Consider the following 15,024-nt stretch of genomic DNA (forward strand, 5'->3'; position numbering starts at 1 on the left):
CCTCACCCCGGCCCTCTCCCACAGGGAGAGGGGGAAAACCGGCAGTTTCAGTCGCCGCAAGTGGGTAAATTAACGGCAGGTCGCACGAATCGTAGGTCGGGTAAGCGAAGCGCCACCCGACAAAACAACGGCGCATCCGCTGACCTCACCTCATCCGGTGTTCTCCGTTGACCAGCGCTTCGCGATCGAAAAAGCGCTGGATCACGCCCTCCGCCATAAACGCCGCCCGATCGGACATATGGGCGATGACGTCGGCATCGTGGCTGACCAGCAGATAGGTCATGCCGTGCTCCTGTTTCAGGCGGTTAAGCAGATTGAGAATTTCCGCCTGCACCGACATATCCAGCGCCGAGGTCGGCTCATCCAGCAGCAGGATCTGCGGGCGCAGCAGCAGGGCACGGGCAATGGCTACGCGCTGCCGTTGCCCGCCAGAGAGCTGATGTGGATAGCGGCGCACGGCGTCGGCGGCCAGACCCACCTGCTCAAGGGCGGTGGTCACTCGGGGGGCAACGTCGCGGATGCCGTGGATCTGCAGCGGCTCCGCCAGGGTGCGCCACAGAGTATGGTTGGGATGCAGCGAGGCGTACGGATCCTGAAACACCATCTGCACGTTGCGCCGCAGCGCGCCCTGAAAGCGGGCGCCCGGCGCGATGCCCTGGCCCAGCAGTTCCACGCTGCCGCGCCATTCGCGCTGTAATCCGGCGAGCACGCGCAAAATCGTCGATTTGCCGCAGCCGGAGGCGCCGATCAGGCTGAAGGTTTCCCCAGTGTCGACACAGAAACTGGCGGCGGAGACCGCCGTCTTCGCGCCGAAAGTTACCTGCAAATCCTGAAGATTAACGATCGCCATGGGCCGTCTCCGTAAAGTCCTGGGTTCTGTCGAGGGTCGGCAGCATCTGGCCGTAAGTGTGCGCATTCGGCCGGCAGGTCCACAGGGTGCGGGTATAAGGGTGCGTCGCGCTCGGCAGCGCCCGCGCCGGCATCTCATCGACCTGTCTCCCCTGGTACATCACCAGCACGCGATCGCAATGCGCGGCCACCAGCGGCAGATCGTGGCTGATCAGTAACATGGCCATCTGCCGCTGCGCGCACTGCTCCACCAGCAGCTCGAGGATCTGGTTACGCAGGCGGGCGTCGAGGGCCGAGGTCGGCTCGTCGGCAATCAGCACTTTCGGGTTATTGAGCAGCGCGAGGGCGATCATTACCCGCTGCCCCATCCCGCCGGAGAGCTCGCCGGGATAGCGGCTGAGCACCGGCAGATCCAGACCGACGGCGGCGATGGCGTCTTTAACCGCCTCGGTGCGCGCGCGGCGGCTGAGACGCTGATGCAGGGTTAACGCCTCTTCCAGCTGCGTCTGAATGGACTGCACAGGATTTAGCGCATAGCGCGGATCCTGCAGCACCATAGCGATATCGTTGCCGCGCAGCGCGCGCCAGCCGCGGGCGCTGAGGGTTAGCACATCGCGCCCCAGCACCTCCAGCCGTTCGGCGCTCACCACCCCGGGCTTGCGCACCAGGCCCATCAGCGCCCGGGCGGTCATCGATTTGCCGGAGCCGGATTCGCCCACCAGCGCCAGCCGCTCGTTGCCGAGGGTGAAGCTGACGTTGTCCACCACCCGGGCGGTGGGGTAGTCGACGGCGAGTCCCTGCACGGCCAGTCGGATGTCAGTCATGTTGCGGCTCCATAATATCGCGCAGGCCATCGCCCAGCAGGTTAAACGCCAGGCTGGCGAGCAGGATCGCCGCGCCGGGGATGGCAGCGATCCACCACTGGTCGAAAATCACCTGCATCCCGTCAGCAATCATCGCTCCCCACTCCGCCATCGGCGGGCGGGCGCCAAGGCCGAGAAAGCCGAGCCCGGCGGCGGCGAGGATAATGCCCGCCAGATCGAGCGCCAGCCGGACAATCGCCGACGGCAGACACAGCGGCAGAATATGCCCAATCAGTAGCCGCCAGCCGCGGATGCCCAGCATCTCCGCCGCGGCGAGGTAGTCGCTATGGCGCAGGCGCTGAATTTCGCTGCGCGCCTGACGGGCGTAGGCCGGCCAGGTGGTCAGGGCTAACGCCAGCGCGCCGTTGACCAGCCCCGGGCCGAGCATCGCCACGAACGCGAAAGCGAGGATCAGGCGCGGCATCGACATCACCACGTCAGTAAACCGCATCAGTATCCGCTCCAGCCACCCGCCATAGTAACCGGAGAGGATACCCACCAGCAGCCCGACGGGCAGGGTAATGGCGGTCACCAGCGCCACCAGACCCAGCGCCGGGCGGGTGCCGTACAGCAGGCGCGACAGCAGGTCGCGTCCGTAGCTGTCGGTGCCGAGCCAGTGCCCCGCACCCGGCCCCTGCAGGCGGGCGGCGGCATCCTGCCAGTTGGGATCGTGCGGAGCCAGCCACGGGGCGAACAGCGCGGTCAGTACCAGCAGGATCACCAGGGTCAGGCCGCTGAAGGCGGCGGGTGAGCGGCGCAGACGGCGTAAAAACAGATAAGTCGGCATCAGCGCACCCTCGGATCGGTTAACCGCACCAGCAGGTCGGTCAGGTTATTGATCAGCACAAAACTCACGCCAATCAGCAGCGTGCCGCCCATGATCGCCGTGGTATCCCCGGCGAACAGCGCGGTGGTGAGATAGCGGCCGATCCCCGGCCACGAGAAGACGGTTTCGGTGAGCACCGCCCCTTCGAGCATTGAGGTCCAGGCGAGGGCGGTCACCGTCAGCAGGGTGCCGCGGATATTGGGCAGAACGTGGCGCAGCAAAATCGTCATCTCTCCGGCCCCTTTGGCCCGCGCCAGCAGAATGTACTCTTTGTTCATCTCGCTCAGGCAGGCGGAGCGGGTCAGGCGGGTGATGCTCGCCAGCGAGTAATAGGCCAGCACCAGCACCGGCAGCGCCAGATGGCCGATCGCATTTTTAAACGCCGCGGTATCGCCGGAGAGCCAGGTGTCGATCAGCGCAAAACCGCTGCGCGGCTCGACGGTGTACTGATAAATATCGTCGAGGCGACCCGGGCCCGGCGCCCACTGCAGCCGGGCGTAGAACAGGGCCAGCATCAGCAGGCCGAGCCAGAATATCGGCACCGAGTTGCCCAACAGGGTAAAGGTGCGCACCGTCAGATCCCACGGCGAACCGGCGTAACGCGCGCACAGCACCCCGGCGACAATGCCCAGTACTGCGCCGACGATCAGCGCCAGGGTCGCCAGCTCAAGGGTCGCCGGGAAGACCGCCAGCAGATCGTGGAGCACCGGCTGGCCGGTGGCGCTGGCGATACCGAGATCGCCATGGGCCAGGTTGACCAGATAGTGCCAGAACTGCACCGGCAGCGGCTGGTCGAGACCGAGCTGATGGCGAACCTGGTCATAGGTCGACTGGCTGGCATGGTCGCCGACGATCTGCAGTACGCGATCGACGGGCGACAGCGCGGAGAGCGAGAAGGTGACCAGCAACAGCCCGAACAGCGTGAGCAGCAGCGTCAACAGCCCCTGCAGCAGGCGGGTAAGGTGAGTGGAAAACGATGGCATGGAAAATGGAAATTCCTGGTATATCAGCATGGTGCCCGGCGGCGCGACGCCGACCGGGCCTGGGTGAGGAGTCGGTCATCCGGGCAGGTGAGGCCGCCGTACCCGGTGACAAAAACCGCTTACTTGGTGACGTTATCGTACCAGACCATATCGGCGTTCAGCCCCTGCTGATAGCCCTTCACGTTATCACGCACCACGATCTGGGTTTTCCCCTGGTCAATAAAGACGTACGGCGAATGCTGCAGCAGGGATTCCTGCATCGTTTTGTACAGGTCTAGGCGCTTCGCCGGGTCCGGCTCCGCCACCGCGGCGAGGGTGGCTTTATTCAGCTCAGGGATCTGCCAGCCGTTGAGCCCGGCCACGGTGCTGGATTTACCATCGTTCCAGGCAAAAGCGCTGGCGTTAGAGTGGGCATCAAAGTAGTCCGGGATCCACAGGCGGATCGCCGCCTGATGCTGTTTCGCGCGTACCCGGGCATAGACCTGGCTGCCGGCGGCCGGCAGTAGATCCACTTTCACCCCGCCCTGGGCAAAGCTGGCCTGCAGCGACTGGGCGATGGTGATAAACGGCGGTTTGTTCTCCACGTCGAGGGTGAAGTGGGCATCCTTAATACCCGCTTTATCGAGGATAGCCTTAGCTTTTTGCGGGTCGAAGGTGAACGGATTGGTCTCCAGCGCCCCCGGCAGGCCGGCCGGCAGGAAGCTTTGGTGAATAAAGTACTGGCCTTTCAGCAGATTTTTGGTGATGCCCTCATAATCGACCAGCCAGCGCGCCGCCTCCCAGAAAGCCGGGTTATTGAGCAGCGGGTTGGCGCTGTTGGCGGTATTAAACACCAGATAGTTCTGCTCGGCGGATGGGATGCTCAGCACCTTCACGCCGGGTTTATCCTGCAGGGCGGCAATCTGGTCAGCGCCGAGATCGCGCGCCACGTCGGCATCCCCCTGCTGGATCAGCAGGCGGCGGGAAGCCGGGTCGGGGACGTTTTTAATAATGATGCTCTTGATCTTCGGCGCGCCGGTGGGGGAGCTGGCGTTGGCTTCCAGCACGATGGCCTGATGCGGCTGGTAGACGCGCATTTTATAGGCCCCACTGCCCGCCGAGTGCATCTTCAGCCAGTCGTTGCCGAAGTCATTATTTTTCGCGTTCGGCGCCACCTGTTTTTCATCGACGATGGAGGCGATAGGGGTGGAGAGAATATTCAGCGCCACCGCCGGGCTGACGTCGGCGGTCCAGTGCAGCGTCAGGGTATGGTCATCAATCTTTTTCAGCTGGCTGGCGATGTTGTCCGGCTGCCAGCCGAGCACGTTGAGAATAAACGCCGGCGATTTATTCAGCGTCACCGCACGGGTGTATGAGAAAATCACATCTTCCGGGCGCAGCGGATTACCGGAGGCGAATGTGGCATCCGGCTTCAGTTTGATGGTCAGGGTTTTCGCCGCCGGATCGGCCTGCCAGCTTTCGGCGAGGATCGGTACGATTTTTTCAGGGTTGTTGCGGTCCGGCTGCACCAGACGCTGATAGAGGCTGGGGACCGTCTGAATGCTGGAGAGTTCGTTCGCTTCCGCCGGGTCGAGGCTGACGATATCGTCGAGACCCTGGGCGACCACCAGCGTGTTGGGCGGCGTAGCGGCATGCGCGGCGGCGGTGAGCGCCGTCAGTACCATTAAAGGCAACAGTTTTTTGGTCATGTGCAATCCCTGAAAAATGGTTGTTTTAATTTTTTATGCCTCGCTACGTTAGGCCGCTTGCCAAAAGGCGTAAAGTCAAAATAAGGATATCCTTATGCTAAAAACGCATATTCAAGAACGACAGGTTATTGCCGGTCGCGCAGAAGCGCCTTTCTCCGCTTCTGGCTTCTTGCTATAACAAATTGTCTATTGCAAGGAGGTGGGTGTGCCGGAAATCAATGAGTTTGGCCAGCAGGTGAACGACCTTGTTCCTGGCTGGCAGGGGGCGCAAGTCCTGCGGCGGACGGCGTTAAATGGCCGTTTTTGCCGACTGGAGCCGCTGGACGTTGACCGTCATGCGGCGGATCTGTTTGCCGCCTATGCGCTCGGCGATAACAGCGACTGGACGTGGCTGGCGTCTACGCGGCCGGAGAGCGTGGCGGCGACCGCGCGCTGGATCGCGGGCAAGGTGAATGAAGATGCTCTGGTGCCGTATGCGGTGGTTGACCTGCGTAGCGAGCAGGCGGTGGGCATCGTCAGCTATCTGGCGATCGAGCGGGAAATGGGCACGGTTGAGATCGGCCATGTCACCTGGTCGCGACGGATGAAAAACACCCCGCTGGGTACCGAAGCGGTCTGGTTGTTGCTGAAGAACGGCTTTGACCATGGCTACCGTCGGCTGGAGTGGAAATGCGATTCGATGAATGTCGCCTCGCGCCGGGCCGCCGAGCGGCTGGGCTTTAGCTGGGAAGGACGTCTGCGGCAGAGGCTGGTGCGTAAAGGGCGGACGCGCGACAGCGATATGCTGTCCATCATCGACGGCGAGTGGCCTGCGCGCGATACGGCGCTGCGGGCATGGCTGGCGGCGGAGAACTTTACTGCCGACGGGCAGCAGATCAAACGCCTGGAGGCATTTCGCTAACATCAACCTATGTGGTCAAACCCCGGAACGGCACCCCGGTCGCGCTGCGCTTACCGGGGCTACGTTACATTGCCTCAGGGTAGGCCGGGCAAGGCGTAGCCGCCGCCCGGCATTGACCCGTTAACGGCGAACCGGCGCGTCGCCAGCGACATAATACGTCGCGGTGCTGCGCGGTAGCGGCTGGCGGCCACGGATAGCGTCAGCCATCTTCTCGCCGATCATAATGGTGGTGGCGTTGAGGTTGCCGGTGATGATCTGCGGCATAATCGAGGCATCGACCACCCGCACGCCTTCCAGACCGTGGACGCGGCCCTCGCCATCGACCACCGCCATCTCGTCGTAACCCATCTTACAGGTCCCGCACGGGTGGAACGCGGTCTCGGCGTGGTTGCGCACAAACTCATCCAGCTCGGCATCGCTCTGGCATTCTGTTCCCGGACTGATTTCGCGGCCGCGATACTTATCCAGCGCCGGCTGGTTCATGATTTCGCGGGTAATGCGGATGGCGTCGCGGAACTCCTGCCAGTCCTGCTCATGGGACATATAGTTAAACAGGATCGCCGGATGGGCGTGCGGGTCGCGCGACTTCAGGCGCACGTGGCCGCGGCTGGGCGAACGCATTGAACCGACGTGGCACTGGAAGCCGTGCTCTTTCACCGCGTTGGAGCCATTGTAGTTAATCGCCACCGGCAGGAAGTGGTACTGAATGTTCGGCCAGGCGAACTCTGCGCGGCTGCGGATAAAACCGCCTGCTTCGAACTGGTTGCTGGCGCCGATGCCGGTGCCGCCGAACAGCCACTCGGCGCCGATCTTCGGCTGGTTCCACCACTGCAGCGCCGGGTAGAGCGACACCGGCTCTTTGCATTCATATTGCAAATACATCTCCAGATGGTCCTGCAGGTTCTCACCCACGCCGGGGAGATCGTGCACCACCGGGATATCGAACTGCCTGAGCAGCTCCGGGTTACCCACGCCGGAGCGCTGCAGGATCTGCGGCGAGGCAATCGCCCCGGCGCACAGCAGCACCTCTTTGTTGGCCGTCGCTTTGGACGGGATCGTGCTTTCTCCCTCCAGCCACTCGACGCCCACTGCGCGCTTGCCGGCAAAAATAATGTGATCGGTCAGCGCATGGGTGCGGATGGTCAGGTTCGGGCGCCCTCGCACCTGGTCGAGATAGCCGCGGGCGGTGCTGGCGCGACGGCCCTGCGGCGTCACGGTGCGGTCCATCGGGCCAAAGCCTTCCTGCTGGTAGCCGTTGAGATCGTCGGTACGCGGATAACCCGCCTGCACCCCGGCGGTGACCATCGCCTCGAAGAGGGGATTATTACCCGGCTTCGGCGTCGTCACACTCACCGGGCCATTGCCGCCGTGGTAGTCGTTAGGCCCGATATCGCGGGTTTCCGCTTTCCGGTAGTAGGGCAGGCAGTTGAGATAGCTCCAGTGCTCCAGACCCGGCTCTTTGGCCCAGTTGTCCAGATCCATCGCGTTACCGCGGATGTAGCACATGCCGTTGATCAGCGACGAGCCGCCGAGCCCTTTGCCGCGTCCGCACTCCATGCGGCGGTGATTCATGTACGGCTCAGGTTCGGTCTCGTAGGCCCAGTTGTAGCGCTTGCCCTGCAGCGGGTAAGCCAGCGCGGCGGGCATCTGGGTGCGGAAATCGAACCGGTAGTCCGGGCCGCCGGCTTCCAGCAGCAGGACGGTGGTGTGTGGATCTTCAGTCAGTCGTGTTGCCAGAACATTGCCGGCGGAGCCGGCACCAATAATGATGTAGTCAAATTGCAAAAAAACCTCCCGGTTAAAATATGGACTGGAATTTACCCATCTCAACCTGGATGGACTTCACCTGGGTGTAACTCTGCAGCGTCATGACGCCATTCTCGCGGCCAATGCCGGAGTGCTTATAGCCGCCAACCGGCATCTCCGCCGGGGATTCACCCCAGCTGTTGATCCAGCAGATGCCGGCTTCCAGCTGGTGGATAAGACGGTGGGCACGGTTGAGGTTGGGCGTCACCACGCCGGCGGCGAGGCCGTATTCGGTGGCGTTGGCGCGGCGAATGACCTCCGCTTCGTCGGTATAGCTGAGGATCGACATCACCGGGCCGAAGATCTCTTCGCGCACGATAGTCATCTCGTCGCTACAGTCGGTAAACACCGTCGGGGCGACCCACGCGCCGTTATCGAAACCGTCGCCTTTCAGCGCCTCGCCGCCGCACAGCAGGCGCGCGCCTTCGCGTTTGCCGCTCTCGATATAGCGCAGAACGTTGTCGCGATGGGGGAAGCTGACCAGCGGGCCGAAGTTGGTGTCATCGGCAAACAGATCGCCGGGGCGGATGCGGCCCACGCGTTCGAGGATCTTGTGCTCGAATTCCGCCTTCTGTTTCGCCGGGACAAACACCCGGGTGCCGTTGGTGCACACCTGACCGGAGCTGTAGAAGTTGGCCATCATGGCGATATCGGCGGCGAGGTCGAGGTCGGCATCGTCCGCGATAATCAGCGGCGATTTACCGCCCAGCTCCATGGTGACCTCTTTCAGCGACGAGGCCGCGGAGTTGGCCATCACTTTTTTGCCGCTGGCGACGCCGCCGGTGAAGGAGATTTTGGCGATACCCGGATGTTCGGTCAGATACTGGCCGGTCTCCGCGCCGATCCCCGGCAGGACGTTAAACACCCCGTCCGGCAGGCCCGCTTCGCTGTAAATTTCCGCCAGCTTGAGGGCGGTGAGCGGGGTGACCTCGCTCGGTTTGAAAATCATCGCATTGCCGGCGGCCAGCGCTGGCGCCGATTTCCACAGGGCGATCTGGATCGGGTAGTTCCACGCGCCGATCCCGGCTACCACCCCCAGCGGTTCGCGACGGGTATAGACGAAGGAACTGTCGCGCAGCGGGATCTGGCTACCTTCCAGCGCCGGGATCAAGCCAGCGTAATACTCCAGCACGTCGGCGCCGGTGACGATATCGACGGCGGCGGTTTCGCTGAGGGGTTTCCCGGTATCCAGCGTCTCCAGCCGCGCCAGCTCATCGTTGCGCTGGCGCAGAAGGTCGACGGCGCGACGCAGGATGCGCGAGCGTTCCATGGCGGTCATCGCCGCCCAGATTTTTTGCCCACGCTGCGCGCTTTCAACGGCGCGGTCGACATCCTCGCGTCCGGCAGCCTGAACGGTCGCCAGCACCTCGCCAGTGGCAGGGTTGATGGTCTCGAAGGTGCGACCGCTGGTGGCCGATGTATAACCACCATTAATATAAAGCTGCTGTTCTGCCATTCGGGACATAACGCCTCCTCGGTTATGGGTTCGGTAAATGCTGACGAATAAAGTGGCTGGTCAGCGACTGCGCCAGCGTCTTATCCAGCGGTTTGCCGCTGAGCGCCGCCCGCAGCCACAGGCCGTCTATCAGCGCCGCCAGCCCGTAGCCGGCCTCCTGCGCCTGCTCACGCGGCAGCTCGCGGCGGAATTCGTACACCAGGTTCGACAGCAGGCGACGGCTGCTGACCTGCTGTAACCGATAAAGCATCGGCTGGTGCATGCTGCTGGCCCAGAAGGCCAGCCAGGCCTTCATCGCCGCGCTGCTGATCTGCGTCTCATCAAAGTTGCCGCCGACAATCGCCTGCAGGCGCTGGCTGGCGCTGCCGTCCGGCAGGGCGTGCAGACGGTTGAGCACCGCGTTGCGCAGCTGGCTGGTGATGTCGCGCATGGTCGCCTCCAGCAGACCATTTTTATCTTTGAAATAGTGACTGATGATCCCCGTCGATACGCCCGCCCGTCGGGCGATCTGCGCGATGGTCGCGTCGTGCATTCCGACTTCATTTATTGCGTCCAGCGTGGCGTCGATCAGTTGCCTGCGCCGGATTGGCTGCATCCCCAGTTTGGGCATTTTTGCCACTCCATTCATCAGCGTTGGTTAACTATTAAAGCGGTTTTTGATTGGACGTTCAATATAAAATGTGTCTTAATTGTTACGTTATTGAATTTTAATAGTTACAAAAACAGTGGGGATACTGGATGACAGATCTTTCGCAAAACAGAGAAAAGGACAAAATCAATCCGGTGGTTTTTTATACCTCGGCCGGACTGATTTTGTTGTTTTCCCTGATGACGATCTTTTTTCGCGATTTTTCTGCCGAGTGGATTGGGCGCACCCTCAACTGGGTGTCGAAAACCTTCGGCTGGTACTATCTGCTGGCGGCGACGCTGTATATCGTCTTCGTCGTCTGCATTGCCTGCTCGCGCTTCGGCTCGGTGAAGCTCGGCCCGGAGCAGTCAAAGCCCGAGTTCAGCCTGCTGAGCTGGGCGGCGATGCTGTTTGCCGCCGGGATCGGTATCGACCTGATGTTCTTCTCGGTCGCCGAGCCGGTGACGCAATATATGCAGCCGCCGGAAGGGGCGGGGCAGACCATCGAGGCGGCGCGCCAGGCGATGGTATGGACGCTGTTTCACTATGGCTTAACCGGTTGGTCAATGTATGCCCTGATGGGCATGGCGCTGGGATACTTTAGCTATCGTTATAATTTGCCGCTCACCATCCGCTCGGCGCTGTACCCGATTTTTGGCAAACGGATCAATGGGCCCATCGGCCACAGCGTCGATATTGCGGCGGTGATCGGCACCATCTTCGGCATCGCCACCACCCTCGGTATCGGCGTCGTGCAGCTCAACTACGGTCTGAGCGTGCTGTTCGATATTCCGGACTCGCTGGCGGCGAAAGCGGCGCTGATTGCGCTGTCGGTGATCATCGCCACCATCTCCGTCACCTCCGGGGTGGACAAGGGCATCCGCGTGCTCTCCGAGCTGAACGTCGCCCTCGCGCTGGGGCTGATCCTGTTCGTGCTGTTCATGGGCGATACCTCCTTCCTGCTCAATGCGTTAGTGCTGAACGTCGGCGACTACGTCAATCGCTTTATGGGGATGACGCTGAACAGCTTCGCCTTCGACCGCCCTGTGGAGTGGATGAATAACTGGACGCTCTTTTTCTGGGCGTGGTGGGTGGCCTGGTCGCCGTTTGTGGGCCTGTTCCTGGCGCGCATTTCGCGCGGACGCACCATCCGCCAGTTTGTGATGGGCACCCTGATTATTCCGTTCACCTTTACCCTGCTGTGGCTGTCGGTGTTCGGCAACAGCGCGCTGTATGAGATTATTCACGGCGACGCGGCCTTTGCCGAGGAGGCGATGCTCCACCCGGAACGCGGATTCTACAGCCTGCTGGCGCAGTACCCGGCGTTTACCTTTAGCGCGTCGGTGGCGACCATTACCGGTCTGCTGTTCTACGTCACCTCCGCCGACTCCGGCGCGCTGGTGCTGGGGAACTTCACCTCGAAGCTGAAGGACATCAACAGCGACGCCCCGAACTGGCTGCGCATCTTCTGGTCGGTGGCCATCGGTCTGTTGACCCTCGGGATGCTGATGACCAACGGCATCTCGGCGCTGCAGAACACCACGGTGATCATGGGTCTGCCGTTCAGCTTTGTGATTTTCTTCGTGATGGCCGGACTGTATAAATCCCTGAAAGTGGAAGATTACCGCCGGGTCAGCGCCAGTCGCGACACCGCCCCGCGTCCGATGGGCCTCCAGGATCGTCTGAGCTGGAAGAAGCGCCTGTCGCGGCTGATGAATTACCCGGGCACGCGCTATACCAAACAGATGATGGAGACGGTGTGCTACCCGGCGATGGAAGAGGTAGCCCAGGAGCTGCGGCTGCGCGGCGCCGCAGTGGAACTGAAGAGCCTGCCGCCGGAAGAGGGCGAGAACCTGGGCCACCTCGATCTGCTGGTGCACATGGGCGACGAGCAGAACTTTATCTACAAGATCTGGCCGCAGCAGTACTCGGTCCCGGGCTTTACCTATCGGGCGCGCAGCGGGAAATCCACCTATTACCGGCTGGAGACCTTCCTGCTGGAGGGCAGTCAGGGTAACGACCTGATGGACTACAGCAAAGAGCAGGTGATCACCGATATTCTCGACCAGTACGAACGGCACCTGAACTTTATCCATCTGCATCGGGAAGCGCCGGGGAACAGCGTGATGTTCCCGGATGGCTAATCAGGGGAGCCCCCGTCGGGGAAAGGCTGACGGGGGCGACGGGCGGTTACGGGTAGTTAAAGGCGTCCGGATGGTTGTCGAGGCTGCCGCTGAGGGCGGCAAACAGCACGGTTTTGCCATCGATGGACAGGGCATCGCTGACGTTAAGCCAGGTCAGCTTCTCCTGGTCGGTTTTTTCATCGACCACCGAGTAAACGCCGGACATCTGTTGGCTTTTCTCGGACCAGATCACCGCGATACGCTCGTGGCCGCAGTCGTGGGGTTTGCAGGCGCTTAACACCTGCCAGGATTCGCTACCCAGTTTCACCGTCTGCGCCGGTGAACCGGTGCCGCCGGTGGTTACCCAGGCGGGCAGCTGATGGCCTTTGACCATCTGGTTAAACGACGCCCGGGTGGCGGCATCGTGGGCCAGACTGTTCAACGTGACATCGCCTTGCGCCATGACGCTGGCGGAGGCGGCTAAGGTGATGATAGCGGTAAGCGCTTTAAACATGTTTCCTCCTGGACTTATTCCGTCCTCATAACAAGCCTCTTTATAGTGAGCGTAGGGAATGATTAATGCAAACTCTGACATATTTTCTGTGAATGATTAGGAGCGGTGCGCGCATGGACGTTACGCTAAGCGATATGCCATGATGCGGATTGATTTATTTTCCAAATATATGCCCTTGTGATAAAGCAGTCAGCGAAATGGCATAGTTATTCAGGCGATATAGCATGGCGTATGTGAATCATCTACTGACGTTTATTGAGAGTAATCCGGCGCTGGCGGTGGGGTTTAATCTTATTCTGCTGCTGGTCTCCGGCATATTTGCCCATCTTTTATGCAAGTTCTTGCTGATTAAAGTGGTGCGTAAGGTCTTCTTTAGTAGCCACAAACAGGATGTGCCGCTGGAGAAGGATCGACGCATCGCCGAAAAACTGTCCAATTTCATTCCGGTTATTATCGTCTATTACGTCCTGCAGTTTATGCCAGCGATGCCGGCATCGCTGGTGACGGCGATTAATACCATCTGCGGGATCTTGTTTTTTATTTTTATGTCGGTGTTTTTCAACGAGATGCTGGATATTGTCAACAGCTCTTATCTGCGAAAGACCAAACGTAAAAATCATTCCATTAAGGGCTATATCCAGATAGGCAAAATCTTAGTCCACATCCTGGCGGCGATTATGATCCTCGCCGTGATGTCGAACAAATCGCCGATCATTATTATCTCCAGTCTGGGGGCGGTGGCGGCGGTGCTGATGATCGTGTTCCAGCATACCTTGCTGTCGCTGGTGGCGAACGTTCAGCTGTCGTCCAACGACGTGCTCCAGTTGGGGGACTGGATTGAAATGCCTGACAAGAACCTCAGCGGTGAGGTGACGGATATCGCGCTGCACACCATTACCATCCGCAACTGGGACAATACCATCTCCCGCATCCCGACCAAGAATTTCCTCACCGAGACCTATACCAACTGGCAGGCGATGTTCTCCTCCGGGGCGCGGCGGATCATGCGCAGTATCGCCATCGATCAGCATTCGGTGCGTTTTCTCGACCAGGAGATGCTGGCTTCGATGCTGTCCATCCGCGGAGTGAGTGAGCCTTTGAGCACGCTGCTTGATGGCAGGGATCCTGGCGGCGTGGCCGACCGCTGGTTTGTCGATAACGGGCTGACCAACCTGACCCTGTTTCGCCACTATCTGATGCACTATCTCGCCGAGCGACCGGATATTATTAAGGAGATGTACATTGTGGCGAGAACGCTGAAACCGTCGCCGTCGGGCATCCCGCTGGAGATTTACTGCTTCACCTCCTCAACGCTGTGGAAAGACTACGAAAACACCCAGTCGGCGATATTTGAGTACATTACCGCGGTGGCCGGGCAGTTCTCCCTGCGCCTCTATCAGTATCCCGCCGGGCACGATTTCTGGCGTCTTTCCCAGGAGCATGCCGCCCGGACAGGGCTGCCGCCGTCGGCTGAAGGCTAAGCAGTGATTTGCTGGCGCCAGAGGGCGATCTCCTCCTCCAGCCAGGCGATGAACCGGGCGACTTCCGGCCGGTTCTCCGCCTGCGGGGAGAGGCTCAACCAGTAGTGCCAGGGGTAGGGGACGGTGACGGCGGTGAGCTGCACCAGCTCGCCGCGGGCTATCGCCCCCGCCACCAGGGAGCGCCGCTCCAGCGCTACGCCGGCCCCCAGGCGGACCGCCTCCAGCACCAGATTGGAGTCGTTCAGACGCAGGCCCGCGGGGACGATCGGCTTTTCCAGTCCCGCCTGGCTGCACCAGGCATGCCAGGACTCCATGGAAAAAATAATATCGCTGGCGGCGATCGCCTGCGGGGTGGTCGGCAGGTCGCCGCTGCGATAGTGCGGCGCGGCCACCACCAGTTGTTCATCGGCAAACAGATGCCGGCTTTCCATCCCCTCCCAGTCGCCTTGCCCCATGCGAATGGCCAGATCGATACCCTCCTGTTGCAGGTTAACCACCGCCAGGCTGGTCAGCAGGCGCACCGCGATCTGCGGATGCCGCGCCTGAAAGCGCGCCAGTCGCGGCAGCAGCCAGTGGCAACCAAAGGAGGGGAGCGTCGCCAGGGTCACTTCCAGGGTGCGGGGTTTGATCTGCACCATGCGCGTGGCGTCGGCGATGTGCTGTAACGCCTCGCGGATTTGCAGGGCATAGAGCCGTCCTTCTTCCGTGATGCGCACCCCGCGGCCGTGGCGGATAAACAGTGTGACGCCGACCAGCGCTTCCAGCTGTTTGATATGCTGGCTGACCGCCGAATGGGTCACGCTCATCTCGTGGGCGGCCTGCGTCACGCTGCCGAGGCGCGCCACCGCCTCAAAGCTGCGCAGGCTGGCGACAGGGGGGAAATCTGCCATGGTGATCTCTCTGTCA

At 61.3% G+C, this 15,024-nt stretch carries 13 protein-coding genes; 3 read left to right on the forward strand and 10 right to left on the reverse strand.

Translation table 11 applies throughout. The features are described from left to right. Positions 1 to 145 precede the first annotated feature (145 nt). The 5 genes from CWM58_RS17175 to CWM58_RS17195 all read right to left on the reverse strand — a co-directional run bounded on the left by CWM58_RS17175 (position 146) and on the right by CWM58_RS17195 (position 5,209). On the reverse strand, positions 146 to 850 hold the full coding sequence (locus CWM58_RS17175; protein WP_100681415.1) for an ABC transporter ATP-binding protein: 705 nt from the start codon (positions 848 to 850) through the stop codon (positions 146 to 148). After that, a complete protein-coding gene (locus CWM58_RS17180) occupies positions 837 to 1,673 on the reverse strand; it encodes an ABC transporter ATP-binding protein (protein ID WP_100681416.1) in 837 nt (278 codons plus the stop codon). The genes CWM58_RS17175 and CWM58_RS17180 overlap by 14 nt, the downstream gene beginning before the upstream one ends. Continuing rightward, on the reverse strand, positions 1,666 to 2,499 hold the full coding sequence (locus CWM58_RS17185) for an ABC transporter permease (RefSeq protein ID WP_100681417.1): 834 nt from the start codon (positions 2,497 to 2,499) through the stop codon (positions 1,666 to 1,668). The genes CWM58_RS17180 and CWM58_RS17185 overlap by 8 nt, the downstream gene beginning before the upstream one ends. After that, a complete protein-coding gene (locus CWM58_RS17190; protein WP_100681418.1) occupies positions 2,499 to 3,521 on the reverse strand; it encodes an ABC transporter permease in 1,023 nt (340 codons plus the stop codon). Before CWM58_RS17190 ends, CWM58_RS17185 begins: the two co-directional genes overlap by 1 nt. A 119-nt stretch (positions 3,522 to 3,640) precedes the next feature. Then, positions 3,641 to 5,209, reverse strand: coding sequence for an ABC transporter substrate-binding protein (locus CWM58_RS17195; protein ID WP_100681419.1), 1,569 nt, complete (start codon positions 5,207 to 5,209; stop codon positions 3,641 to 3,643). 205 nt (positions 5,210 to 5,414) lie between these two features. Here CWM58_RS17195 and CWM58_RS17200 point away from each other — a divergent pair, with 205 nt between their 5' ends. Continuing rightward, on the forward strand, positions 5,415 to 6,110 hold the full coding sequence (locus CWM58_RS17200; protein ID WP_100681420.1) for a GNAT family N-acetyltransferase: 696 nt from the start codon (positions 5,415 to 5,417) through the stop codon (positions 6,108 to 6,110). A gap of 120 nt (positions 6,111 to 6,230) precedes the next feature. Here the strand turns inward: CWM58_RS17200 and betA are convergent, their stop codons facing one another. The 3 genes from betA to betI are packed head-to-tail and all read right to left on the reverse strand — an operon-like array spanning position 6,231 to position 9,982. Beyond that, on the reverse strand, positions 6,231 to 7,895 hold the full coding sequence (gene betA, locus CWM58_RS17205) for a choline dehydrogenase (RefSeq protein WP_100681421.1): 1,665 nt from the start codon (positions 7,893 to 7,895) through the stop codon (positions 6,231 to 6,233). 13 nt (positions 7,896 to 7,908) lie between these two features. Next, the gene (betB, locus tag CWM58_RS17210) at positions 7,909 to 9,381 is read right to left on the reverse strand and encodes a betaine-aldehyde dehydrogenase (protein ID WP_012542501.1); all 1,473 of its coding nucleotides are present in this window, start codon (positions 9,379 to 9,381) and stop codon (positions 7,909 to 7,911) included. A 13-nt stretch (positions 9,382 to 9,394) separates the two neighbouring features. After that, positions 9,395 to 9,982, reverse strand: a complete 588-nt coding sequence (gene betI, locus CWM58_RS17215; protein ID WP_082227446.1) for a transcriptional regulator BetI — start codon at positions 9,980 to 9,982, stop codon at positions 9,395 to 9,397. A 128-nt stretch (positions 9,983 to 10,110) separates the two neighbouring features. Here betI and betT point away from each other — a divergent pair, with 128 nt between their 5' ends. Further along, positions 10,111 to 12,144: a choline BCCT transporter BetT gene (gene betT / locus CWM58_RS17225; RefSeq protein WP_022064797.1), complete on the forward strand. Its 2,034-nt coding sequence runs from the start codon at positions 10,111 to 10,113 to the stop codon at positions 12,142 to 12,144. A gap of 46 nt (positions 12,145 to 12,190) precedes the next feature. On the opposite strand, the gene ivy is transcribed toward betT, so the two are convergent. Then, on the reverse strand, positions 12,191 to 12,637 hold the full coding sequence (gene ivy, locus CWM58_RS17230) for an Ivy family C-type lysozyme inhibitor (RefSeq protein WP_008805565.1): 447 nt from the start codon (positions 12,635 to 12,637) through the stop codon (positions 12,191 to 12,193). Between the two features lie 224 nt (positions 12,638 to 12,861). Here ivy and CWM58_RS29565 point away from each other — a divergent pair, with 224 nt between their 5' ends. After that, positions 12,862 to 14,118, forward strand: coding sequence for a mechanosensitive ion channel family protein (locus CWM58_RS29565; protein WP_100681422.1), 1,257 nt, complete (start codon positions 12,862 to 12,864; stop codon positions 14,116 to 14,118). Here CWM58_RS29565 and CWM58_RS17240 read toward each other — a convergent pair. Next, complete coding sequence (locus CWM58_RS17240; protein ID WP_100681423.1) at positions 14,115 to 15,008, reverse strand: LysR substrate-binding domain-containing protein; 894 nt, start codon at positions 15,006 to 15,008, stop codon at positions 14,115 to 14,117. The two genes, CWM58_RS29565 and CWM58_RS17240, sit on opposite strands and share 4 nt — an antisense overlap. Positions 15,009 to 15,024 lie beyond the last annotated feature (16 nt).

This window comes from Klebsiella sp. H-Nf2 (assembly GCF_002806645.1).
Classification (GTDB): domain Bacteria; phylum Pseudomonadota; class Gammaproteobacteria; order Enterobacterales; family Enterobacteriaceae; genus Klebsiella; species Klebsiella variicola.